The organism is Dinoroseobacter sp. S375, assembly GCF_049800775.1.
In the GTDB taxonomy this organism is placed as follows: domain Bacteria; phylum Pseudomonadota; class Alphaproteobacteria; order Rhodobacterales; family Rhodobacteraceae; genus Dinoroseobacter.
Genome location: NZ_JBNAFR010000001.1, coordinates 851,573 through 873,524 on the forward strand (window position 1 = coordinate 851,573; position 21,952 = coordinate 873,524).

Sequence of the window (21,952 nt, forward strand, 5' to 3'; positions counted from 1 at the left end):
GGGCTGCGCTAGAGCGCCGCCTCCGTCTTCGGGTCAAAGAGATGCACTTCCTCTCCCTGAACCGTGAATTCCCGTGTCTCGCCAGAGCGGATCGGCTCCACCGTGTTGACCTCGATGGCGACGCGCTGGCTGCCGAGCTCGGAGATCAGCACCGATTGCGCGCCGATATACTCCGACAGGATGATCGGCATCGGCATGCCGCCGGCCCCTTCGGCAAAGCTCGACGGGCGAATGCCCAGATGCACGGCGCGATCCTTGTGGCCTTGCAGGCTGGCCTTGCGCGCCTCGGGCAGCGGGATAGAGAACCCCTGCCCGGCAGCGCTGAGCACGCCGTCGCTCTCGGTCAGTTCGGCATTGAGAAAGTTCATGGTCGGCGAGCCGATGAACCCCGCCACGAACTTGTTGGCCGGGCTGCGATAGAGCTCTTCGGGGGAGCCTGCCTGCATGATCTCGCCGAATTTCATGACCACGATCTGATCCCCGAGGGTCATCGCCTCGACCTGATCATGGGTGACGTAGATCATGTTCTTCCTGATCCGCTGGGACATGAGCGCCAGCTCGGCGCGCATCTGACCGCGCAGCTTGGCATCCAAGTTCGACAGCGGCTCGTCAAACAGGAAGGTGCCCGCATCCCGCACCAGCGCGCGCCCCATGGCGACCCGCTGACGCTGCCCGCCCGACAATTCGGCGGGCTTGCGATCGAGATAGGCGGTCAGATCGAGCGTCGCGGCAACCTCCCGCACGCGCGTCTCGATCTCGGCCTTGTTCATCCGTGCAAGACGCAGGGCAAAGGACATGTTCTTGGCCACATCCATATGCGGGTAGAGCGCGTAGTCCTGGAACACCATGGCCAGGTCGCGCTCTTTCGGCTCGAGCTGCGAGACGTCGCGGTCGCCGATCATGATCTGACCCCCGGACACGCTCTCGAGCCCGGCAATCATACGCAGGGTCGTGGACTTGCCGCACCCGGATGGGCCCACCAGCACCGTGAACTCCCCGTCTTTCATGGTCAGGTTCAGGTCCTCGATCACCGTCATGGCGCCGTAGTCCTTACGCAGATTTTGCAGGCGTATCTCAGGCATGGCCGGCTCTCTCCCCTTACCGTGACAGCAAGGAACCCTAGTTTGTATACAAAGGCAACAAAAAATATGCAAAAATGCCGCGTCGATGGATTTCGCCAAAGTTTCATGCTAGAGACAGGGTCAGTTCAGCCCAGTCAGGAGCCCGCAAATGGACCGAAGCGCCGGATCCCCTCGCGAATCATCCAGCCAGCGAATCGAGAGCCAGCTGCTCGATGACATCGCGGCGGGCCTGCTCGAGCCCGGGCAACGTCTGGACGAAAGCAAACTGGCCGAACGATTCGGCGTCTCGCGCACCCCGGTGCGCGAAGCCCTGAACCGGTTGACCGCACAAGGCGTGCTGGTCGCGGGCGAGAAACGTGGCGTCCGCGTGGCGGAGTACTCGCGCGAAAAACTCGCGCAAATGTTTGAAGCGATGCAAGAAATTGAAAGCGTCTGCGCGCGGCTCGCCAATCAGAGGCTCACCCTTCTGGCCCGCTCCGAGATCGAGGCGGCGCAGGCCGAATGCGCCCAGGCGGCAGCGCAGAATGACCGGCTGCGCTATATCAAGGCGAATGAGGCGCTCCATCTCGCGATCTACCGTGCCACGGAAAATCCCTTCATTTCCGAGCTGGCGTCGGACTTCCGCCGTCGCACAGGCCCCTTTCGCGCCAAGAAACTCCAGACCCAGGACGACCTGCTGAAATCCGTGGAAAACCATGTGGACCTGCTGGCCAAGATCTTTTCCGGAGACTCGCAGACCGCTGTCGACGGAATGCGCAAGCACATGACCGAAAGCTTCATGCAAGTGCTCGCCGCGAACGGCTAATTTGCCCTTTCAGCCGGAAAAATCGCCCCGCTCTGTAGACACACGGTTTTTTATGTATACAAACATCGTGAACCGTATATGGAGGACCCGATGGGCGTTGCAGAGACCAAGATCTATCCAATCAATACCGGCTGGCTCGAGGCAGACCTCGGCACCTATATCTTCTGGAAAGGCCCTGCCGGGAAGAAGATCTGGAACCCGGTCTATTGCCACTACGTGGACACCGGCGAGCACAAGATCCTGATCGACACCGGTCTGTGCGACGAGGAACGCGCCACCAAGTACCACCATAAATGCGACAAGCGCGGCTGCCTGCAAGTGCATGAGCATCTCGAGCAGAAGCTGGGCGTGCATCCGGACGAGATCGACGCGATCGTGTTCACCCATCTGCACTGGGACCACGTGCAGAACATGAAGGAATTCAAGAACGCCCGCTATATTGCGCCCAAGGCTGAGATCGAAATGGCGTTCAATCCGTTGCCGCTCTACTACCGCACCTATGAGAGCGGGTATCTCGGCATCGACCCGGCCTATACGGGCTGCGTGTTCGAAGCGGTCGAGGATGAATGCGAGGTTTTGCCGGGCATCACCATGTTCCACACGCCGGGGCATTCGGTCGGCCACATGGCCGTGACCGTCGCCACCAGCGCAGGCGATATCGTCGTCGCGGGCGACGCGATCTTCCAGGAGCGGAACATGGAGCCGAACCCGGACGAGGGCTGGCGCTATTGGGTGCCGGCGCGCTTCGTGAACAGCTATGAGGGCTGGAAATCGGTCGAAGAGCTCGACAAGCGCGCGGACTACATCCTCGCCTGCCACGACAAGGTCGCGAACGCGCGCTCGGACGTGTTCCCTTACGAGGGCATGCCCCTGCGCAAGCGCCGTCAGGTGATCCCCGGGTATCAGTTCTACTTTGGCGACATGCCCCCGGGCAGCGCGGGCAAATCCGCCCCCGCGCTTACCAAGGAAGAGGCCGAGGCCTATATCGCCAGCCTCGTGCCGCCCACGCCCGATCCGAAATAGGATGACGGCGCTCGACAGCCTTCTGTCGGTGGCCGACCGCTACGAGGCCATCGTCTTTGACCAATGGGGGGTGCTGCACGATGGCAGCACCGCCTACCCCCAGGCGGTCGAAACCCTGGCCGCCTTGCGCGCGCGCGGACACCGGCTGGCCGTGCTGTCGAACTCGGGCAAACGGGCCGAGATCAACCGTGCCCGCATTGCCGGGATGGGGTTTGAGGGCGACGGTTTCGAGGTTGTGATGACCTCCGGCGAGGCGCTCTGGCGCGATATGCAGACCGAGACCCTGTCCCATCTCACCACATTGCTGCCGATCACGGCTGCCCCCGGCGATGCAGAGGCCTGGGCCGGGGACCTGTCGCTGCGTTTCACCGGGGATGTGGCGGGGGCGGAGGGGATCCTCCTGATGGGGTTGCCCGATGGCGGTGACCACGGCGCGATCCGCGCGACGCTCGACGCCGCGCGGGCCCGACACCTGCCGCTGATCTGCTCGAACCCGGACCGGGCCTCGCCGCGTGCGGGCGGGGTGACCGTGATCTCCCCCGGTGCCCTGGCCCATGACTACGCCGAGGCGGGCGGCGAGGTGACCTTCTACGGAAAGCCCCATCTGCCAATCTTTGCCGCGCTGCAATTGGCCCTCGGCGTCGCGGATCCCGCGCGGATCCTGATGGTCGGGGACAGCCCCGAGCATGATATCGCCGGGGCCCATGGTGCCGGGTGGCACGCGCTGTTCATTGCCGGCGGGCTTCATGCGGCAGCGACCGAAGACCTCTTCACCCGGATCGCGCCGCCCCATTACACCCTTCCAACGCTCAGGTGACCCAATGACCCTCCTCAGCCATGATTTTCAGGCCCTTAGCGCCCGGCTCGGCTCCGACCCGCTGCAGGTGCAAGGCCCCGGCGGCAACACCTCGATCAAGGGCGACGGGGTGATGTGGATCAAGGCCTCGGGGACTGAGCTTGCCAATGCCCTCGATGCACCGATCTTCGTTGCCGTGGACCCCGAGAAGGCCAAGGCGGAGGCGTTTGGCGCGGGGGACGGGACCTGCAAGGCCACCGTTCTCGACCCAGAGAACACGCTGCGCCCGTCGATCGAGACAACCTTCCATGCGCTAGTCGATTGGGCCGTGGTCGCCCATACCCATTCGGTGGCGACACTGGTCCACGCGATCTCCCCCGAGGGGCGGCGTATCGCGGCCGAGAAGCTGGCGGGCCTGCCGGTGATCTTCGTGCCCTACCACAAGCCCGGCGTGCCCCTGACCGGCGCAATTGCGAAGCGCCTGACGCCCGAGACGCAGGTGATCATCCTCGAGAACCACGGGCTGGTATGTGCCGGTGCGACGGTGAAGGAGGTCTCGGACCTGATTGCCGAGGTCGAAACCCGGCTCGCCATGCCCGTGCTGGCCCCGCCTGTCCCGGCCCCCGCCGCAGCGGCCCCGGAGGGATATCAGTGGGAGGCAGCCGCGACCGTGCTTGCAAGCGACCCCCGGTTGCGCGCGCTGGCACTTGGCGGGTCCTATTATCCGGACCATGTGGTGTTCCTTGGCCCTGCCCTACCCACGGCGCTTGGCCAGCCTGTCTGCCTGCAGGGCACGGATGGCGCGTTGTTGCAGGACGCAGCCACCACGTCTCAGGCGGCCATGCTGCGGTGCATTGCGGATGTGCTGACCCGGCTGCCCGAGGGATGGGAGCCTGAGGCGATCGGCCCCGCCGCCGAGGCCGAGCTGCTGAACTGGGACGCCGAGAAATACCGTCAGGCGCTGGCCGCCCGGTCATGAGCGATCTGCGCCTCGGCATAGATATCGGAACGTCGGGCATCCGCAGCGCGGTGCTCGCCCCCGACGGTGCCGTTCTGAGCAGCGCGCGTGCAGCGCATCTGCCCCAGCCGGATCCGGACCACATTGATGCAGAGGCATGGTGGCAGGCAACCTGCACCTGCCTCGCGGCCCAGGCGACCGCCCTGGCCGAGATCGGGCTAGACCTGCGCGAAGTCGGGCGGATCGGGGTTGATGGCACCTCCGGCACGATGGTCCTGACCGATGCGGCCCTGCGCCCTGTGACCCGCGCGCTGATGTATAATTCCACGGGGTTTGAGGCCGAGGCGACGCGCATCGCCGCCGCCTGCCCGGGACCGCATATCGCCAAAGGTTCCAACTCGGCGCTGGCCCGGGCGCTCTGCCTGCAGGGCGAGGATACCGATCAGCGGGCCGTGCATCTGCTCCATCAGGCCGATTTCATCGCCGCGCGCCTGCTGGGCCGGGGTGGGATCAGCGATGAAAACAACACGCTGAAGCTCGGCTTTGATCCCGAGACCGGAGCATGGCCCGAGTGGTTCGCCGAGACCGGGCTGCGCCTCGATCTGCTGCCGCAGGTCCTGCCCGCCGGGGCCCGGATCGACCAGATCGCCCCAGAGATGGCCGCCACGCTCGGGCTGTCCCCGAACACGGTGATCCATGCCGGAACGACGGACAGTATCGCCGCCTTTCTCGCCGCAGCGCCTCTGGCGCCGGGCGCTGCGGTGACCTCGCTGGGCACGACCCTGGCGCTCAAGATCCTCTCGCCCGCGCGCGTGGATGCACCCGAGCTTGGGCTCTATTCTCATAAGGTCGGCGATGTCTGGCTCGTGGGGGGCGCGTCCAATACCGGGGGCGGCGTGCTCGCATCGCTGTTCTCGCCCGAGGAACTTACCGCGCTCTCGGCCCGGATCGACCCGACCCGGCCCTCGGATCTCGACTACTACCCCCTGCTCAAGCCCGGCGAGCGGTTTCCGGTCAACGACCCCGCGCTCGCCCCGCGCATGACCCCGCGCCCGGAGGACGATGCGGTGTTTCTCCATGGCCTGCTGGACAGCATCGCGCGGATCGAGGCGCGAGGCTATGCCGCCATCGCAGCCCATGGCGGGCCGCAGCCGACACAGCTCTACACGGCTGGGGGCGGGGCGCGGAACCCGGTCTGGACACAGATCCGCGCGCGCTGTCTCGGGCTGGAGATCCGCGATGCCGGGGATTGCGAGGCCAGCGTGGGGATCGCGCGACTGATCGGCACCTAGCCGACAAGCCCGAGATAAATGAGGTTCACCCCCGCCAGCGCCAGCAATCCATAGGCAATCTTGCCAAAGAGGACCTGCGGCACCCGGTCATGCATGGCAAAGCCCAACCCGACGCCCAGCAGCAGAAACGGCAGCAGCGACGCCGAGGCCATGAGGCTTTCGGCTGAGAACAGCCCCAGCGCGCCATAGCCCACCCCCTTGAACAGGTTCAGCATCAGGAAGAAGACCGCGTTCGTTCCGACAAACGCCGCCTTGTCGAGGCCCATCCGCAGGAAGGTTCCCTTGATCGGCGGCCCGCCCGCATGGGCGATGCAGCCCGCAAAGCCCGAGAGGGCACTGGCCCCGAAGACCAGCGGCCAAGGCGCGCGGCCCGGCCCGCGCGAGCCTGCCCCGGCCCAGAGAAACCGCGCGACAAAGCCCAGCGCCATGAGCCCGATCCCGAGCCGCAGCAGGTCGTCATTCACATGTGACAGGCTGGCAAAGCCCAGCCCGATCCCGACCGCCGCCCCGGGAAGAAGCGCAAGGATCACCCCCGCCCGGCCAGCGCGGCGGTACCGCCAGACCGACAGCAGATCGATCCCCAACAGGATCGGCAGCAGAAGAACCACCGCGCTTTGGGCAGGCATGACCAGCGCCAGCAGCGGCACCCCGAGAATGCCAAGCCCCCCGGCAAACCCGCTCTTGGAGATGCCCGTCAGAACGACGGCGAAGGCGGCGAGGAGATATACAGTCAGGTCCATGGCTCCGGACTATCGGCCCTGAGCCCGCAGATGAAACGATTTTACAGGATCACAAAAATCGCATTTAGTGATTTTATGGCTCTGGATCTGAAACAGGTGGAAAGCTTCGTGGCGGTGGCCGAAACCCGCAGCTTCTCGCTCGCGGCGGAGCGGACCCATACGGTGCAATCCGCGATCAGCGCACATATCGCCGCGCTGGAGGCGCGCCTTGGGCGGCGGCTTGTGGCCCGCGGCCGGGGCAAACCCGTCAGCGTCACCGATGAGGGCGCCGCGTTTCTGGTGCAGGCGCGCCGTCTTCTGGCCCTGGCCGAAGAGATGACCCATGCCCCCCCGCTGCGACGCCCGACGCTCCGCCTCGGGACAACGGTGACCTTCGCGCTCTCACTGGTGCCGCAGGCCTTGCGCCGCATCGCGCAGAGCGACAGCGCGCCCGAGGTCACGATCCGCACCGCACGAAGCCATGGGGTGCTGGATCTGCTGGACCGGGGCGAGATCGACATGGCGCTGGTGCTTGATCAGGGCCCGCGCCCCAACCGGCAGGCAACCCTGCCCAGCGATCTGGTCTGGGCCGGCGCGCCGCCGCTGAACTGGCAGGCGGGTGCGCCCCTCCCCCTGCTCTTTCTCGAGGATGCCCGGGATCTGCGCCGCCATGCCTTTGCCGCGCTGGACCGAGAGCCCGGGATCACGGCGGCCCTGCGCACCGCACCGGATCCGGTCGGGCTGCGTGCGCGGCTCGCGGCGGGCTCCGCGCTCACACTTCTGCCCAGGGTCGCCCTCGTGTCGCCGCTCCGCGACCTTGGCGCGGATCTGAACCTGCCGTCTCCGGGCGTGGTGCAAATCTCGGTCTATGGCCCTGCGCGCAGCGCACCGGCCACAGCGCTTCGCGATGCGCTCTGCTCGGCGCTGGGGGATCTTAACGCCGCGCCGACCATCGGCTAGTCTGGCCTCCATGGGGTCCATCACGTCTCTTTTCGTGCGCAAGATGGTGGCCGCCGCAGGAGAGGCTGTGGACGGTCCGGCCCTGCTCGCCTCGGTGGGGATCGATGCCGCAGCGCCGGTCGATCCCAAACTTCAGATCGCCGATACCGCCTATTACGATCTGTTGGAGCGGATGGCGCAGCAGATGGATATCACCGCCCTGCCCCTGCGGACCGGCGCGTCCATGCGCTGCGACGAATACGGCGCGCTCGGGCTGGCCTTCAAGGCGGCGACCACGCTGCAAGGCTCCTACGCGCGGGTGGCGCGCTATGCCCGGCTCTGGACCAGTGTCGTGGAATACGAGCTGGTGCCCGACGGGGATCGGTCCTGGTACCTGTTGCACCGGGCCGGGGCGCGGCGGCTCGGTCTGCGTCTGTCGAACGAGGCGACGCTGGCGAGCTCGGTCGCCCTGGCGCGCGAGGTCTCGCAATCGGGCAGCTTTCGCCCGCTGGAGGTGCATATCCAGCACCCGGCCCCCAAGAGCCTGCAGCATCACGAGGCATTTTTCGGCTGCCCGGTGCGGTTCGGCTCGGACCGCGATGGCCTGCTGATCAGCGCCGAGGCGCTGGCCCGCCCGAACCGGCTGGGCGATCAGGGGATCACGGCCTTTCTGATCGGACATCTGGAGCAGGAGCTCTCGGCGCTCAGCCAGACGACCTCCCTGCAGGACCGGCTGCGCGATGCCATCGCGCGCTCGCTCAGCGAGGGTCTGCCCCGGATGGAGGACATGGCCAGCCGTCTCGGCATGAGCGTCCGCTCCCTCCACCGGCGGCTCGCCGAGGACGGGCTGAGCTTTCAGACCCTGACCGAGGAAACCCGGCGCGATCTGGCCGAAGGACTGCTGCGGGACGAGCGCTATTCCCTGTCCGAGATCGCCTTTCTCACCGGGTTTTCGGAACAGAGCTCCTTCACGCGCGCCTTCAAGCGCTGGCGCGGCGAAACCCCGGCCCAATTCCGCAAACGCGGCGAGCGCTGACCGGATCGGTCAATCCCTTGGCAGGGCCGGTCAAGACCCGGGGCGCCGCGACTGTCTATCCAGAGGTCATCACACCGGACCTCAGGAGAGAGACAATGACTTCGCAAACCACCCTCGTGATCGGCGCACATGGCAAAACCGGCTCCCGCGTGGCAGCACAACTCGATGCCCGCGGCCTGCCTGTGCGGCGCGCATCGCGTTCGGCCGAAACCCCGTTTGACTGGGACGCGCCTGAGACATGGGCCCCGGTGCTCGACGGAGTCCACTCCGCCTATGTCACATATTTCCCCGATCTGGCCTTCCCCGGCGCGGTCGAGAAGGTCGCAGCCTTCGCCGAGACCGCCCGGAGCGCGGGTCTGGGACGGATGGTCCTGCTCTCGGGACGGGGGGAACACCATGCCCGCCTCGGCGAAGAGGCGGTGCGCGCCTCGGGTCTCGACTTCACCCTGATCCGCTCGGCATGGTTCGCGCAGAACTTCTCCGAAGGCTATCTGCGTGACCCGATCCTGTCGGGGTTGCTGCCGATGCCCGGGGGCGATGTGGTCGAGCCGATCATCGATGTGAATGACATTGCCGACGTGGCCGTCGCAGCCCTGACCGAGCCGCAGCATGGCGGAAAGCTCTACGAGGTGACGGGTCCGCGGCTCCTGACCTTTGCCGAGATGGCCGACACGCTGGCCCAGGCCCTTGGCCGCCCGATCCAGCATATCCCCATCAGCTTTGAGGATTTTCATGCGGCGATTGCCGAAACCGGCGGGGCCTTCGTGGCCGATGTCTTTACCGCCATCGCGCGCGAGACATTGGACGGGCGCAATGCACGCGTGACCGATGGCGTGGCGCAGGCGCTGGGACGCCCGCCGCGCGACTTCGCGGATTTCGCCCTCAAGGCCGCGCAGGCCGGAGCCTGGGCGCAAGCCGCCTGAGCCGAAGACAGGAGTACCCGACATGTCCCTTCTCATCCTCTTTCTGATGCAGATCGCCATCCTCGCCTATGCCCTTGTGGGCGGTGTCTTCCTCGCCTTCTCGGATTTCATCATGCGCTCCCTCGCCCTGTCCGGGGCCGGGGCGGGCACCATGCAGGTGATCAATCGCGAGGTGTTTCGCTGGGTCTTCATGGGGCTGTTTCTCGGCCTCGCGCCGCTGTCACTGGTCATGGCCCTCTATGCCCTGCTGACCGTGGGCGGCTCTGGCGGGCTGCTGATCGCCATGGCCGGGCTGGTCTATCTGGTCGGCGTGTTCGGGGTCACCGTGCTGCGCAACGTTCCCCTGAACAACGCGCTGGCGGACCTGACCGAAGGCGCGCCCGAGACCGAGCGGTTCTGGACGGCCACCTACCTGCCGCGCTGGACCTTCTGGAACTCTGTGCGGGCCGGGGCCTGCACGATCTCGGCGGCACTCTTGTTGCTGGGGGTCTGGGCGACGGTGCAACCCCCGATCGCCTGATCCCTGTCGCGACGCACATGGCGGCCGGGCCCTACGCCCGGCCGCTTTTGCATGCACAGCGTGCATAGCGGGTCGGACTGACCCAGCGTCACAAACCCGGCCCACTTTACCTGCAATCCGCCGTCCGCCATCACCGGGACGATTTTGATGACGCAAGGACACCCGCGATGAAAGCCCTGACCTATACCCGCTATGGCGCCCCCGATGTGGTGGAGATCTCGGATCTGCCGCGCCCCGAGGCCGGGCCGGGCGAGGTGCTGATCCGGGTGCATGCCAGCGCAGTTAACACCGCCGATTGGCGGCTGCGTGCTGCGGCCTTTCCGGGCATCATGGCGATCCCCGGTCGGCTGATGTTCGGCCTGACCCGGCCACGCAACACACGCCTTGGCTCGGAATTCGCCGGGATCGTCGAGGCCGTCGGAGCTCAGGTCACGCGATTTTCCCCGGGCGACCGGGTCTATGGGATGCAACCCAATGGCGGGGCCAGCGCCGAGGTCATCGCCGTGGCCGAGGACAGCGCCCTTGCCCCCATGCCACAAGCGCTCGGGTTCGACGAGGCGGCCGCCCTGCCCTTTGGCGGGCTCTGTGCCCTCGTCTTCCTGCAGGACTTCGCACAGCTCTCCGAGGGTCAGCATGTGCTGATCCTGGGCGCCTCGGGCGGGGTGGGCAGCTATGCGGTGCAGATCGCCAAGGCACTGGGGGCCGAGGTGACCGGGGTCAGCGGCCCGGACAGCCAGAGCTTCGTCACAGGGCTCGGTGCGGATCGCGTGGTGAACTACCGCGACACAGCTCTCGCGGATATGCCCGGGGCGTATGATCTGGTCTTTGACACGGTGGGCGCGGCCCGCCCGGCCGAGGCCTTCGGACTGCTGAAGCCGGGCGGTCTGTTCCTGCCGCTGAACTTCGGGATGCCCGAGATCGGCGCGGCCCTGAAGAACCCGCTGCGCGACCGCAAGATCCGGCTGGAGGTCAACCCGGACCGCGCCGAGGATCTGGTCCGGCTGACCGCGCTGGTCGAGGCGGGCAAACTGCGTCCCGTGATCCACACCCGGTTTCCGCTGGCCGAAGCCCGCGCGGCCCATGCCCTGGTGGAAACGCGCCACAGGCAAGGCTCGGTCATCCTGACCATGCCCGGGGTCTGAGCGCTCAGAGCAGGCGCCAGACTTCCTGCGCTGGCTGGTCGAACGGGACCTGACTGGCAAAGGCCGCCACGGTCAGCTTGGCGACCCAGGCCGGGCCGCCGATGGGCACGACCTGCCCGGTCTCAAGCTCGCGCGCAATCGCGCTTTCCGGCATCCAGGCGAAGCCGCATCCCGCCATCAGCCGACGTTTGATCGCCTCGACCAGCCCGTCCACATAAAGGGTCTTGGCGACCAGCGGCTTCCCCCCCGCCGTGGCCTCGACCACCATGCCCAGAAAACTCGACCGCTCATAGGCGAGATAGGGCAGCCGCTCGGACCCGGGCTGATCCAGATCCCAGCCATGTTCAACCACCTGGCTGCGCAGGGCGACCGGGATCAGGCGCTCGACCATCAGGTCCTTGCGGGCAAACCGCGCCTCGTCGATCTCGAGCGAGACCGAGGGGTGGCTGTAGCACAGCATGATGTCCACCGCGCTCTCGACGAGCAGTTCGCAGCAGGTGTTCAGGCTTTCGGAAATGACCCGCGTGCGCAGGTCGGGCAGATCCCGCTGCATCGCATCGAGCCGGTCGGCGAGCACATGGATCGAGATCGTGGGCAGGACCGAAAGGCGCACGAACCGGTTCTCGCCCTGATCCGCATCGCGCAGGGATTGGCGCGCCTCTGACAGCCGCGAGACCGCCGCCACGGCCACCGGAAGGAAGGAATGCCCGGATTCGGTCAGTTCCACCGGGTATGTCGCGCGATTGACCAAAGGTAAGCCGACCCAGCTCTCCAACGCCTTAATTCTTCGGCTAAAGGCCGATTGAGTGATGCTTCTTTCATCAGCTGCCCGCGTAAAGTTCTGCGTGCGGGCTAGACACTCGAAATCTCGCAACCAATTGAGATCCATGTTTTCCCCATGTTTTCAGAGGCTTTCCCGAAAATCGCATCAAACTATGCAAAACTGGAATAGTTTAATGAATAGTTCGAATTTGCGCCGGGCAAAACCCCCGCTCTAGTGTTTTGCCATGAAGAGACACCCCGCTCAGGCCGAAATCACTTCATCCCGGATGCATCGGGCGCCGATGCGGTCCCAAATGCTTGGCCCGGTCCACTCACGAACAAGTCCCCTCGAAGGGACATCCGACCACCGCAGCCGGCTCAACCCGAGACGCGCTGCGGCCACGCCAAGATAACACCCCCGTCGGTGCCACCGACGGCCCCCAACACAGGAGACGACTATGGATCTGAAATTGAAATCGCTGGGTATAGCAACCGCACTGAGTGTGCTGGCCCTGCCCGCCTTCGCCGCCGAAGAGGTCAAGATCGGCGTGCCGTCCTGGACCGGTGCCCAGGCCATTGCCTATGTGCTCGGCGAGGTCGTGGAATCGCGGATCGGCGGTCAGGTCGAATATGTGCCCGGCAACAACGCCACGATTTTCCAGGCCATGGACCAGGGCAAAGGCGATATCGACGTGCACCCGGATGTCTGGCTGCCGAACCAGGAAAGCTTCACCAAGAAATACGTGGATGACGCGGGCACCGTGACCCTGTCCTCGAACCCCTATCAGGGCAATCAGGGCTTCTGCGTGACCCAGGACTTTGGCGAGGCCAATGACATCACCGATATCGCCGATCTGGGCCGCCCGGATGTGGCTGCCCTGATGGACAGCGACGGCAACGGGCTGGGCGAGATGTGGATCGGCGCACCGGGCTGGGCCTCGGCCAATGTGAACGAGGTGAAGACCCGCGATTACGGCCTGATGGACTTCATCGAGCCGATCCGGGCCGAGGAAAGCGTCAAGACGGCACGCATCAAGGATTCCATCGCCAAGGGCGAAGGCTATGCCTTCTACTGCTACAAGCCCCACGCGGTCTGGTTCATGTTCGACGTCAAGATGCTGACCGAGCCGACCTTTGATCCGGAAAAATACGTGATGGTTCAGCCCTCGGACGACGCGGATTGGTTCGAAAAGTCCATGGTCGCCACCAAGGACGCGCTGAAGGACGTGCAGATCGCTTGGTCGAACTCCCTCGTGGACCGCTCGCCGGCCATCGCCGAGTTCTTCACCAACTTCCAGCTGACCGCCGATGACGTGAGCCAACTGGCCTTCGAGATCAGCGCCAATGGCAAGAACCCGGCCGATGTGGCCGAAGCCTGGGTGAACGCCAATTCCGACCGCGTGGACGGTTGGCTCGGCCTCTGATCCGAGCTCTCGACACTCTCAACGGCACCGGGATCCCGGTGCCGTTTCCCGGAGCCCCCAGCAGGAAACGAGCGCCATGACCGATGAGACCGTCATCGAAATCTCCAATGTCTGGAAGATCTTCGGTGCCAATGCCCAGGCCGCCCTGGCCGCCATTCGCGATCGCGGGATCGGCAAGGCCGAAGTGCTGGCGGAGTTCAACGCCGTGGTCGGCGTCGCCGATGTGAGCCTATCCGTCAATCGCGGCGAGATTTTCTGCATCATGGGCCTGTCGGGCAGTGGGAAATCCACGCTCGTGCGCCATTTCAACCGCCTGCTCGAGCCCACAGCGGGCAAGATCGAGATCGAGGGCACGGACGTGATGGCCCTTGGCCCGGCCGAGCTGCAACGGTTCCGCAACCAGAAGATCGGGATGGTCTTCCAGAATTTCGCACTGATGCCCCACCGCTCGGTGCTCGACAATGTCGCCATGCCCCTGGAGATCCGCAAGGTTCCCAAGAATGAGCGCATGCGCCAGGCCGCCGCCATCCTCGACATCGTGGAGCTTGGCGCCTGGGGGGCAAAATTCGCCCATGAGCTCTCGGGTGGGATGCAGCAGCGGGTGGGCCTTGCCCGGGCGCTGGCCGCAAACCCGGACGTGTTGCTGATGGACGAGCCCTTCTCGGCGCTTGACCCGCTGATCCGGCGCCAATTGCAGGATGAGTTCATCCGCCTGTCGAAGATCCTCAAGAAAACCACGATCTTCATCACCCATGACCTGGACGAGGCCGTGCGGATCGGCGACCGGATCGCAATCATGCGCGACGGCAAGATGGTCCAGATGGGCACCGCCGAGGATATCGTGATGCACCCGGCCGATGACTATGTGGCCGATTTCGTCGCCGGGATCTCGCGGCTCAAAGTGGTGCATGCCCATGCGGTCATGCAGCCGCTGGAGACCCATGTCGCAACCCATGGCCCGCTTTCGGCAGACGCGCCGCGGGTCGATGAGGCCGAAAATCTCAGCACGCTGATCAATCTTGCCATTGACGACGATCACCCGATCGTCGTGCAGGACAAGGGCAAGGATACGGGCATCATCACCCGCTCGGATCTGCTGCGTACCGTGATCGAGGGGACCGAAGTATCATGAAAGACAGCGATATCAATCCGCTCGAAGACACGGAATCCGAAGCCGCGCTGGCCTATGCCGCCGAGCGCAAGGCGAATATCGCCACCTTCGTCCGCACCAACCCCGACTATTATACCGAGATGTTCGACAAGATCGGGGCCTCGTCCAAGTTCGTGCCCACGGTCAACGTGAATGCGGGCCTGTTCGGGCCCGTCTGGTTCGGCGCGCGGGGGCTGTGGAACTGGGCGCTGGTCTTCCTGATCATCGAAACCCTCGCCTTGGTGCAGATCGCGCGCGGTCTCTTCGGGGATCTCGCGGCGGATGCCATGGCGCGTATCGCCTCCATCGAGGGCACGCTGGAGTTGCGCCGCCAACAGCTTGCCGCCGCCATCGAGAGCGGATCGGACCGGGTGGATGCGTTCCGCCGCACGGTGGAATCCCTTGAGGCCAATATCGGCGGTATCCGCGCCGAGGCCGAGGCCATGGCCGCAGAGGGGCCGAGCATCGCGCTCACCGGACTTGTCATCCTCATCCTGGCCAAGGTCGCGCAGGCCCTCATGGCCAACACCGCGCTTGAGGCGCGGTTCTCGGAATGGCTGAGCGATCGCAGCGTCCGGTCCGGCCTGCCGGTGCAGCATATCGTGCTGAGTGCGATCTTCATGGGGCTCATCGTCGCCACGGCCATGGTCCATTACAGCTTTCCGGGGCGGTTCAACATTCTCAGCACCTTCCCGACGGACCCCGACATCCGGCTCACGGGGATCGCCTGGGTGGAGGATTTCATCGCCTGGACGGTGCGCAACACGGAGGCCTTCTTTGACGGCCTGACCTTTGGCATCCGCGCCCTTCTCGACGCGCTCGAGGTGATCTTGGTGCAAACCCCGTGGATCGTGATCGCAAGCCTGATCATCCTGCTGACCTGGCTGACGGCGGGATTGCGCACGGCGATCTATTCCAGCGCCTTCCTGCTCTACATGGGGCTTCTGGGCTTTTGGGAAGCCGCGATGACCACGCTCGCGCTTCTGGGCACGGCGGCGTGCCTCTCGATCGTGATCGGCATCCCGCTGGGCATGTTCGCGGCGCGACGCCCCCGGTTCTATGCGGTCATCCAGCCGATCATGGACTTCATGCAGACCATGCCTGCCTTCGTCTTCATGGTGCCCGTCATCGCCTTCTTCGGCGTGGGCAAACCGGCGGCGGTCATCGTGACGATGATCTTCGGCGGCACGCCCGTGGTGCGCCTGACGGTGCTCGGCCTGCGCGGTGTCCCCGAGAGCGTGCGAGAGGCCGCGATCAGTTTCGGCGCCAACAAGTGGTACCTGCTAACCAAGGTCGATCTGCCCCTCGCCAGCCCCTCGATCCGCGCGGGCATCAACCAGACGATCATGCTCTCGCTGGCGATGGTCGTGGTGGCCTCGCTGATCGGGGCCAAGGGTCTGGGCGAGGATGTGCTCGAGGCGCTACAATACGCGAATGTGGGTCAGGGGATCCTCGCGGGCTTCTCGATCCTCTTCTGCGCCATGATCCTCGACCGGATTGTGCAGGGCGGACGTAAATGACGCCACTCGTCTGTGTCCATGGCTTCATGGGCGGCAGCGCACAATGGCAGGCCCAGCGCGCGGCGCTGGGTCCCGAACGGGGGGTACATGCCGTTGATCTGCCGGGCTTCGGGGCGAGTGCGCATCTGGAGGCTCCCTGTCAGATCGCGGGATTTGCCCGCTGGGTGCTGGCGCGGTTGCACGCGGATGGGGTCGATCGGTTCCACCTGATGGGGCATTCCATGGGCGGCATGATCGCCCAGGAAATGGTCGCCCAGGCACCCGAGCGGATCGACCGGCTGGTCCTCTACGGGACCGGGGCGAAGGGCATGTTGCCCGGACGGTTCGAGCCCATCGACACCTCCAAGCAGCGCGCGCGCGAAGAAGGCCCCCGGGACACGGCGCGCCGGATCTCGGCCACCTGGTTCCTGCAGCGCGAAGCGAGCCCGGCTTACGAGGCCTGCGCCGCGATTGCCGAGCGCGCCAGCCTGCAATCCATCGTCGCCGGGCTCGACGCCATGCGGGACTGGAGCGGCGAGGACGCGCTGGCCGACATCCACGCCCGGACGCTGGTGATCTGGGGTGACCATGATCGCACCTACCCCTGGAGCCAGACCGAGCGCCTCTGGCAGTCCATCGACGGGGCCAGCCTCGCCGTGATCCCCGATTGCGCCCATGCCGCCCATCTGGAGAAACCGCATCTCTTTAACGAGATCCTCGGCGACTTCCTGCGTGCCTCCTAAACTTCGCGACGCGGACGCGGTGGGGATACGAGCTGATCCAGCAGCAGTTCGGCACTGCGATCCTCGCGCCTTGCATAGAGCGTAATCTGCAACCCGATCTGGCCATAGCCCGGGCCCAGCGCCCGAAGCCGCCCGGCCTCCAGATCGGCAACGCACATGGCATGGGGCAGCCAGCCGACCCCGAGCCCCCGGCGCACCATCTCATGGATCCCGTTGGAGAACGCCGTCTCGCAGACCGGGTGGCGGGCGTGCTCGACCGTCCCAAAGGCGCAGCGCGCCGCACTCAGCGCCTGCCCGAAGGAGCTTTGCGCCGGATAGACAATCGCCGGGGTATCCTCGGGCACGGTCCCGTCCGCGCGCAGGCGGTGCCGGATCTGTCCGCCCACCACCGGGATCAGCTGGTCGCGCCCCCAGACCTCACGCCGGACCGAGGTATCGAAGGGCATCGAGCCGGTCAGATCCGTTTCATGGGCCAGCAGCATCCCCGTATCCCCGCGCAGGAACATGGACACGCATTCGCTCCGGTTGCCGGGGCGCAGACGCACCCGGAGCGCGGGCAGGACCTGCCGGGCATGGAGCGCGATATCGGGAAACACCGAGGAGATCAGCGCATGCTGCGCTGCCATCTCGACCACGCTGCCGGCCGGGTCGTAGCGCGCGATGCGGCTTTTGAGCTCGCGGATCCGCTCGATCAGGGCGCGGATTTCGTCTTCATTGGCGAGCAGGGCCGGGTCGATCTCGATATGATTGGAGCCCCGGGCGAGGATCTCGGTCCCGAGCCATGTCTCGAAACTGCGGATGCGGCGCGAAAAGGCGGGCTGGGTGATGTTGCGACGCGCGGCGGCGCGGCTCATATTGCCCTCCTCCAGCAGGATGAGCACATCCTCGAGCCATTGCATATCCATTCTGACCTGCCTCCGCTCATACAATCCCTTTGCCTGGACTGCGAAGATAGCACTCTTAAACCGCGCCAGCCATATGTATGCTTGGCCTGAAAAGACCCAAAAGGCAGAGATCATGACCACAGCGACGCCCCAAGAGGACACGGATTTTCAGGAAACCCTGCGCAAGGAGCTGGCCACGACCCTCGCCACTTTCCCGCGCATCCGCTTCGGCCACCTGCCCACGGCGTTGGAGCCGATGGACCGGCTGAGCGAGCTTCTGGGCGGACCGCGGCTGTGGGTGAAGCGCGATGATTGCACCGGTCTCTCCTCGGGTGGCAACAAGACCCGCAAACTGGAATACCTGATGGCGGATGCCCAAGCGAAGGGGGCGGACACGATCATCACCCAGGGCGCGACCCAGTCGAACCACGCCCGCCAGACGGCCGCCGCCTCGGCCAAGCTGGGCCTGACCTGCCACATCCTGCTGGAAGATCGGACCGGCTCGAACGACCCCGCCTATATCCTGAACGGCAACGTCCTGCTGGACCGGCTGCATGGGGCGACCGTCTCCAAGCGCGCGGGCGGTGCGGACATGAATGCCGAGATGGAAACGCTGGCCGAGACCCTGCGAGCCGAGGGCAAGACGCCCTACATTATCCCCGGGGGCGGGTCGAACCAGATCGGCGCGCTCGGCTATGTGAATTGCGTGCGCGAGATCGCGGATCAGGCCGCCGAGATCGGCCTGTCGATCGATGCGCTGGTGCATGCCACGGGCAGCTCGGGCACGCAGGCCGGACTGGTCACCGGGCTCGCCGCGCTCCAGAGCGATATCCATCTCTTGGGGATCGGCGTACGCGCCCCTCAGGAAAAGCAGGAGCAGATGGTCTATGACCTCGCCTGCAAGACCGCCGACCATCTCGGCACCGGGCTCGAGATCGACCGGGAGCAAGTGCGCGCCAATTGCGATTATGTGGGTCCGGGCTATGGCCTGCCCACTGCGGGCATGATCGAGGCGGTCAAGCTGCTGGCCCAGACCGAGGGCCTGCTGTTTGATCCGGTCTATTCCGGCAAGGGGCTCGACGGGTTGATCGACCAGATCAAGAAGGGGTATTTCGCCGGGCTGGACAACGTCGTCTTCCTGCATACGGGCGGCAGTGCTGCGCTCTTCGGCTACCCCGAAACCTTCGAGCTGCACGGCTATAGCTGACCCGGACGGGCGACGCCTTCAGGCGTCGCTCAGCACAAGGTCGCTGGCCTTTTCACCGATCATGATGGCGGGAGCATTCGTGTTCCCGCTGACGATTTCCGGCATGATCGAGCAATCGGCGACGCGCAGATTACCGATCCCGTGCACCCGCAGATCGGCCCCGACCACCCCGCCCTCGCCCGAACGCATCGCGCAAGTGCCCGTCGGGTGGTAGATCGACACCGAGTTCGACCGCGCCCAGTCCAGCGTCCCGTCGTAATCGTCTTGCGACAGGGCGGCGGTGGGCCGGAACTCTTCCGAGATCTTGGAGGCCAGAGGCGCATGACCCGCAATCCTGCGCGCCACATTCACCCCCGCAACGATCGTCTGGCAGTCCGTCTCGGTGGACAGGTAATTCGGATGGATCTTCACATAGCTTGACGGATCCGGCCCGTTCAGGCGCAGGCTGCCCCGGCTTTCGGGGCGCAGCTGGCAGACGGACATGGTGAAGGCCGAGAAAGGGTGCACCCCCTCGCCGGGGCTGTCCGCGGACCAGGGCTGCACGTGGAACTGGATGTCCGGCGTTTCGACCTCGGGGCGCGTCTTGAGAAACCCGGTGGCGAGGCTGGCCGCCATGGTCATCGGACCGGCGCGGAACATCGCGTATTTCAGGGCGATCCGCGCCTGATTGAAAGGGCTGCGGACCTCATCATTCAGGGTCGGTTCATTGCATTTGTAGACCAGCCGCGCCTGCAGGTGATCCTGCAACCCCTGCCCGACACCCGGCAGGCTATGCACAGGCTCGATCCCGTTCTCCTTGAGGTGATCCGGATCGCCGATCCCCGACAGCATCAGGATCTGCGGCGAGTTGATCGCCCCGCCGCTGAGGATGATCTCGCGCTTGACGGTCAGGGTCTGCTCGGTCCCGGACTTGTCGCGATAGCGCAGTCCGGTCGCCTTCTTGCCGTCGAGCACAATGCGCGTGACCAGAGCGTTGGTGATGATGTTGAGGTTCTCACGCTTCTTGGCAGGCTTGAGATAGGCCACCGCCGAGCTGCAGCGCCGCCCATCCCGCGTGGTCAGTTGGAAATAACCGACGCCTTCTTGCGTCGCGCCGTTATAGTCGGGGTTGAACGGGTAGCCTGCCTCTTGCGCGGCCGCGACCCAGGCGTCGCAGATCGGGCGCTGGATCCGCATGTTCGACACCGAGAGCGGACCGCCTGTGCCGTGATAGGCGTCCTCGCCGCGCTCCTGATCCTCGCTGCGCCGGAAGAGCGGCAGGACATCGTCCCAGCCCCAGCCCGTATTGCCCATCTGACGCCAGCGCTCGTAATCCTCTTTCTGGCCGCGCACATAGAGCAGACCGTTGAGCGATGAAGAGCCGCCGAGCACCTTGCCCCGCGGCCAGTCGATGGCGCGTCCGTTCAGACCGGGATCCGGTTCCGTGCGATAACACCAGTCCACGCTCGGATTGTGCATCGTCTTGAAATAGCCAACGGGGATGTGGATCCAGGGGTTCGTATCGGGCCCGCCAGCCTCGAGAATTGCGACCCTGTTCTTAGGGTCCGCACTGAGCCGATTGGCCAGCACACAGCCCGAAGAGCCCGCCCCCACAATCGCATAATCCACCTCCATTTCACGTCCCCTCCCGTCGTCCGTGAAAAAAACTCTATGCAAATTGCGATTACTAAACTAGCATTTTTTGAAACAAAAAGTCTCAAAAAGCTGCAAAACGGGAGGAAAGCAATGGGAGTTTACGATCGGATCAAAGGAGTCTCACGTCGGGATTTCTTTAGAATCGCAGGGACTTACGGGATGAGTTCGACCCTGCTCGCGGCGGGCGCCTTTGGTGGGGCCATGACCGCTGGCAATCTCGCGAAGGCCGCTGAGTCTACCTATAACAAGCGCTTCGCCAAGGAAGCCAAGCACACGTTGAAGTTCGGCGCAGCCGGATTCAACCCGCAAAACCTGCTGATCGAGCGTGCGGGCTGCCTCGAATTTGCCCGCGACCTCGAAGAGCGCACCGATGGTGAGATTCGCATCGAATTCATCGGGAACAACCAGATCTGCGGTCAGCTCTCCTGCGTGGAGAAGGCCCAGCAGGGGATCATCGATCTCTATGCTGCCTCGACCCAGAACTCGGCCGGCGGTGCGCCTTACCTGAACGTGCTGGACTATGCCTATATGTTCCGTTCGCGGGCGGACCAGTACTACTTCATGTACTCGCCCGAATCGCAGCGGATCCTGCGCGACCCGTTCGAAAAGCGGCATGGCCTGAAGTTCCTGTTCACCCACGCAGAACTGCGCGGGATCCAGCTGGGTCTCAGCTGGCAGGACAAGGAAACCGTCACCAGCATCGACCAGTTGAACGGCACCAAGAACCGGGTGACGGGCACGCAGCTGGGCCGGATCGCCATGCAGGCGCTCGGCCTGAATCCGGTTCCGGTGGCGTGGGAAGAGACCCTCGACGGGCTCAAGCAGGGCCTGATCGACGGCGCCGAGACATGGGCCTCGGCTGTGGCCTATGCCAACATGTCCCCGGTGGTCAGCCAGTGTGTGGATCTGCGCTTCTTCTGCGGAACCGAGCATACGGCCATCACCTCCAAGGCGTTCGACGGTCTGAGCGGCGAGTTGCAGGATGCGGTGATGGAATCCTCGTATCTCACGCAGGTCCACGTGCAGGCGGCCAACGAGGCGGCGCTTGTGAACACCGTGGGCTTCACCGATCCGCCCATGCCGGGCACGATCTTTGCCGAGAACAACGTGCGGGTGGCCAAGCTGTCCGACGCGGAGGTCCGCAAGGCCGAAGAGATGTGCTCGCCCGAGTTCCAGCCGCAGCTCTGGGAGCAGTGGCGCGAGCGGATCAACAACTGGGCCGGTGGCATCGACACCTACCAGGACATCTACAACGAGGTGCGCAACAACCCGCACACCCTCGCTGAGAATGTCGAGCCCCGCCGCTGGTGGAAAGGCTGAGGCTCACGCCCTAGACTACGGTGGCGGGGCCCCGGGCGGGGGGCGGCGCCCACCCCGCCAAAAGACCCCGGAAAAACCGCCGGGGGGAGCAAA

Annotated in this window: 21 protein-coding genes; 16 read left to right on the top strand and 5 right to left on the bottom strand. The window is 65.2% G+C overall.

Annotated elements, in window-relative coordinates; translation table 11 throughout:
* Positions 1 to 8: 8 nt before the first annotated feature.
* A complete protein-coding gene (locus ACP150_RS04090) occupies positions 9 to 1,082 on the bottom strand; it encodes an ABC transporter ATP-binding protein (RefSeq protein ID WP_424965269.1) in 1,074 nt (357 codons plus the stop codon).
* A 148-nt stretch (positions 1,083 to 1,230) separates the two neighbouring features.
* Here ACP150_RS04090 and ACP150_RS04095 point away from each other — a divergent pair, with 148 nt between their 5' ends.
* The 5 genes from ACP150_RS04095 (at position 1,231) to ACP150_RS04115 (ending at position 5,956) form a co-directional block, all read left to right on the top strand.
* Positions 1,231 to 1,887 carry a GntR family transcriptional regulator gene (locus ACP150_RS04095; protein ID WP_424965270.1) on the top strand — a complete coding sequence of 219 codons (657 nt, stop codon included), beginning with the start codon at positions 1,231 to 1,233 and terminating at the stop codon, positions 1,885 to 1,887.
* Between the two features lie 90 nt (positions 1,888 to 1,977).
* Positions 1,978 to 2,910, top strand: a complete 933-nt coding sequence (locus tag ACP150_RS04100; RefSeq protein WP_424965271.1) for an N-acyl homoserine lactonase family protein — start codon at positions 1,978 to 1,980, stop codon at positions 2,908 to 2,910.
* A gap of 1 nt (position 2,911) precedes the next feature.
* The gene (locus ACP150_RS04105; RefSeq protein ID WP_424965272.1) at positions 2,912 to 3,727 is read left to right on the top strand and encodes a TIGR01459 family HAD-type hydrolase; all 816 of its coding nucleotides are present in this window, start codon (positions 2,912 to 2,914) and stop codon (positions 3,725 to 3,727) included.
* A gap of 4 nt (positions 3,728 to 3,731) precedes the next feature.
* A complete protein-coding gene (locus tag ACP150_RS04110; protein WP_424965273.1) occupies positions 3,732 to 4,685 on the top strand; it encodes a class II aldolase/adducin family protein in 954 nt (317 codons plus the stop codon).
* Positions 4,682 to 5,956 carry an FGGY-family carbohydrate kinase gene (locus ACP150_RS04115; RefSeq protein WP_424965274.1) on the top strand — a complete coding sequence of 425 codons (1,275 nt, stop codon included), beginning with the start codon at positions 4,682 to 4,684 and terminating at the stop codon, positions 5,954 to 5,956. The genes ACP150_RS04110 and ACP150_RS04115 overlap by 4 nt, the downstream gene beginning before the upstream one ends.
* On the opposite strand, the gene ACP150_RS04120 is transcribed toward ACP150_RS04115, so the two are convergent.
* Entirely contained in the window at positions 5,953 to 6,696 is a 744-nt protein-coding gene (locus ACP150_RS04120) for a sulfite exporter TauE/SafE family protein (protein WP_424965275.1), read from the bottom strand. The two genes, ACP150_RS04115 and ACP150_RS04120, sit on opposite strands and share 4 nt — an antisense overlap.
* A gap of 75 nt (positions 6,697 to 6,771) precedes the next feature.
* On the opposite strand from ACP150_RS04120, the gene ACP150_RS04125 reads away from it, so the two are divergent.
* From ACP150_RS04125 to ACP150_RS04145, 5 genes are all read left to right on the top strand, one after another.
* Positions 6,772 to 7,635: a LysR family transcriptional regulator gene (locus ACP150_RS04125; RefSeq protein ID WP_424965276.1), complete on the top strand. Its 864-nt coding sequence runs from the start codon at positions 6,772 to 6,774 to the stop codon at positions 7,633 to 7,635.
* Positions 7,636 to 7,645: 10 nt separating this feature from the next.
* A complete protein-coding gene (locus ACP150_RS04130; RefSeq protein ID WP_424965277.1) occupies positions 7,646 to 8,650 on the top strand; it encodes an AraC family transcriptional regulator in 1,005 nt (334 codons plus the stop codon).
* 95 nt (positions 8,651 to 8,745) lie between these two features.
* Positions 8,746 to 9,573, top strand: coding sequence for an NmrA family transcriptional regulator (locus ACP150_RS04135; protein WP_424965278.1), 828 nt, complete (start codon positions 8,746 to 8,748; stop codon positions 9,571 to 9,573).
* Positions 9,574 to 9,595: 22 nt separating this feature from the next.
* Positions 9,596 to 10,093, top strand: coding sequence for a DUF1772 domain-containing protein (locus ACP150_RS04140; RefSeq protein ID WP_424965279.1), 498 nt, complete (start codon positions 9,596 to 9,598; stop codon positions 10,091 to 10,093).
* 167 nt (positions 10,094 to 10,260) lie between these two features.
* Positions 10,261 to 11,235 (top strand): NAD(P)-dependent alcohol dehydrogenase, encoded by a 975-nt coding sequence (locus tag ACP150_RS04145; protein WP_424965280.1) that lies wholly within the window; start codon positions 10,261 to 10,263, stop codon positions 11,233 to 11,235.
* A gap of 4 nt (positions 11,236 to 11,239) precedes the next feature.
* Here the strand turns inward: ACP150_RS04145 and ACP150_RS04150 are convergent, their stop codons facing one another.
* Positions 11,240 to 12,124, bottom strand: coding sequence for a LysR family transcriptional regulator (locus ACP150_RS04150; protein WP_424965281.1), 885 nt, complete (start codon positions 12,122 to 12,124; stop codon positions 11,240 to 11,242).
* A gap of 331 nt (positions 12,125 to 12,455) precedes the next feature.
* On the opposite strand from ACP150_RS04150, the gene ACP150_RS04155 reads away from it, so the two are divergent.
* From ACP150_RS04155 to ACP150_RS04170, 4 genes are all read left to right on the top strand, one after another.
* Positions 12,456 to 13,421, top strand: a complete 966-nt coding sequence (locus ACP150_RS04155) for a glycine betaine ABC transporter substrate-binding protein (protein ID WP_424965282.1) — start codon at positions 12,456 to 12,458, stop codon at positions 13,419 to 13,421.
* Positions 13,422 to 13,497: 76 nt separating this feature from the next.
* Positions 13,498 to 14,553, top strand: coding sequence for a quaternary amine ABC transporter ATP-binding protein (locus ACP150_RS04160; RefSeq protein WP_424965283.1), 1,056 nt, complete (start codon positions 13,498 to 13,500; stop codon positions 14,551 to 14,553).
* Positions 14,550 to 16,091: an ABC transporter permease gene (locus ACP150_RS04165; protein WP_424965284.1), complete on the top strand. Its 1,542-nt coding sequence runs from the start codon at positions 14,550 to 14,552 to the stop codon at positions 16,089 to 16,091. Before ACP150_RS04160 ends, ACP150_RS04165 begins: the two co-directional genes overlap by 4 nt.
* The gene (locus tag ACP150_RS04170; RefSeq protein ID WP_424965285.1) at positions 16,088 to 16,813 is read left to right on the top strand and encodes an alpha/beta fold hydrolase; all 726 of its coding nucleotides are present in this window, start codon (positions 16,088 to 16,090) and stop codon (positions 16,811 to 16,813) included. Before ACP150_RS04165 ends, ACP150_RS04170 begins: the two co-directional genes overlap by 4 nt.
* Here the strand turns inward: ACP150_RS04170 and ACP150_RS04175 are convergent.
* Positions 16,810 to 17,718 carry a LysR family transcriptional regulator gene (locus ACP150_RS04175; protein ID WP_424965286.1) on the bottom strand — a complete coding sequence of 303 codons (909 nt, stop codon included), beginning with the start codon at positions 17,716 to 17,718 and terminating at the stop codon, positions 16,810 to 16,812. The two genes, ACP150_RS04170 and ACP150_RS04175, sit on opposite strands and share 4 nt — an antisense overlap.
* Before the next feature lie 112 nt (positions 17,719 to 17,830).
* Here ACP150_RS04175 and ACP150_RS04180 point away from each other — a divergent pair, with 112 nt between their 5' ends.
* A complete protein-coding gene (locus ACP150_RS04180) occupies positions 17,831 to 18,904 on the top strand; it encodes a D-cysteine desulfhydrase (RefSeq protein WP_424965287.1) in 1,074 nt (357 codons plus the stop codon).
* 18 nt (positions 18,905 to 18,922) lie between these two features.
* Here ACP150_RS04180 and ACP150_RS04185 read toward each other — a convergent pair whose 3' ends face one another.
* Positions 18,923 to 20,518 carry a GMC family oxidoreductase gene (locus tag ACP150_RS04185; RefSeq protein ID WP_424965288.1) on the bottom strand — a complete coding sequence of 532 codons (1,596 nt, stop codon included), beginning with the start codon at positions 20,516 to 20,518 and terminating at the stop codon, positions 18,923 to 18,925.
* Positions 20,519 to 20,629: 111 nt separating this feature from the next.
* Here ACP150_RS04185 and ACP150_RS04190 point away from each other — a divergent pair, with 111 nt between their 5' ends.
* On the top strand, positions 20,630 to 21,859 hold the full coding sequence (locus tag ACP150_RS04190; protein WP_424965289.1) for a TRAP transporter substrate-binding protein: 1,230 nt from the start codon (positions 20,630 to 20,632) through the stop codon (positions 21,857 to 21,859).
* Positions 21,860 to 21,952 lie beyond the last annotated feature (93 nt).

What these genes read in the sequence shown, in the direction of transcription:
- ACP150_RS04155 (WP_424965282.1), top strand. Translation starts at nt 12,456, where the DNA reads ATGGATCTGAAATTGAAATCGCTGGGTATAGCAACCGCACTGAGTGTG.
- ACP150_RS04095 (WP_424965270.1), top strand. Translation starts at nt 1,231, where the DNA reads ATGGACCGAAGCGCCGGATCCCCTCGCGAATCATCCAGCCAGCGAATC.
- ACP150_RS04145 (WP_424965280.1), top strand. Translation starts at nt 10,261, where the DNA reads ATGAAAGCCCTGACCTATACCCGCTATGGCGCCCCCGATGTGGTGGAG.
- ACP150_RS04120 (WP_424965275.1), bottom strand. Translation starts at nt 6,696, where the DNA reads ATGGACCTGACTGTATATCTCCTCGCCGCCTTCGCCGTCGTTCTGACG.
- ACP150_RS04150 (WP_424965281.1), bottom strand. Translation starts at nt 12,124, where the DNA reads ATGGATCTCAATTGGTTGCGAGATTTCGAGTGTCTAGCCCGCACGCAG.
- ACP150_RS04090 (WP_424965269.1), bottom strand. Translation starts at nt 1,082, where the DNA reads ATGCCTGAGATACGCCTGCAAAATCTGCGTAAGGACTACGGCGCCATG.
- ACP150_RS04115 (WP_424965274.1), top strand. Translation starts at nt 4,682, where the DNA reads ATGAGCGATCTGCGCCTCGGCATAGATATCGGAACGTCGGGCATCCGC.
- ACP150_RS04110 (WP_424965273.1), top strand. Translation starts at nt 3,732, where the DNA reads ATGACCCTCCTCAGCCATGATTTTCAGGCCCTTAGCGCCCGGCTCGGC.
- ACP150_RS04130 (WP_424965277.1), top strand. Translation starts at nt 7,646, where the DNA reads ATGGGGTCCATCACGTCTCTTTTCGTGCGCAAGATGGTGGCCGCCGCA.
- ACP150_RS04170 (WP_424965285.1), top strand. Translation starts at nt 16,088, where the DNA reads ATGACGCCACTCGTCTGTGTCCATGGCTTCATGGGCGGCAGCGCACAA.
- ACP150_RS04100 (WP_424965271.1), top strand. Translation starts at nt 1,978, where the DNA reads ATGGGCGTTGCAGAGACCAAGATCTATCCAATCAATACCGGCTGGCTC.
- ACP150_RS04190 (WP_424965289.1), top strand. Translation starts at nt 20,630, where the DNA reads ATGGGAGTTTACGATCGGATCAAAGGAGTCTCACGTCGGGATTTCTTT.
- ACP150_RS04135 (WP_424965278.1), top strand. Translation starts at nt 8,746, where the DNA reads ATGACTTCGCAAACCACCCTCGTGATCGGCGCACATGGCAAAACCGGC.
- ACP150_RS04105 (WP_424965272.1), top strand. Translation starts at nt 2,912, where the DNA reads ATGACGGCGCTCGACAGCCTTCTGTCGGTGGCCGACCGCTACGAGGCC.
- ACP150_RS04165 (WP_424965284.1), top strand. Translation starts at nt 14,550, where the DNA reads ATGAAAGACAGCGATATCAATCCGCTCGAAGACACGGAATCCGAAGCC.
- ACP150_RS04175 (WP_424965286.1), bottom strand. Translation starts at nt 17,718, where the DNA reads ATGGATATGCAATGGCTCGAGGATGTGCTCATCCTGCTGGAGGAGGGC.
- ACP150_RS04125 (WP_424965276.1), top strand. Translation starts at nt 6,772, where the DNA reads ATGGCTCTGGATCTGAAACAGGTGGAAAGCTTCGTGGCGGTGGCCGAA.
- ACP150_RS04180 (WP_424965287.1), top strand. Translation starts at nt 17,831, where the DNA reads ATGACCACAGCGACGCCCCAAGAGGACACGGATTTTCAGGAAACCCTG.
- ACP150_RS04160 (WP_424965283.1), top strand. Translation starts at nt 13,498, where the DNA reads ATGACCGATGAGACCGTCATCGAAATCTCCAATGTCTGGAAGATCTTC.
- ACP150_RS04140 (WP_424965279.1), top strand. Translation starts at nt 9,596, where the DNA reads ATGTCCCTTCTCATCCTCTTTCTGATGCAGATCGCCATCCTCGCCTAT.
- ACP150_RS04185 (WP_424965288.1), bottom strand. Translation starts at nt 20,518, where the DNA reads ATGGAGGTGGATTATGCGATTGTGGGGGCGGGCTCTTCGGGCTGTGTG.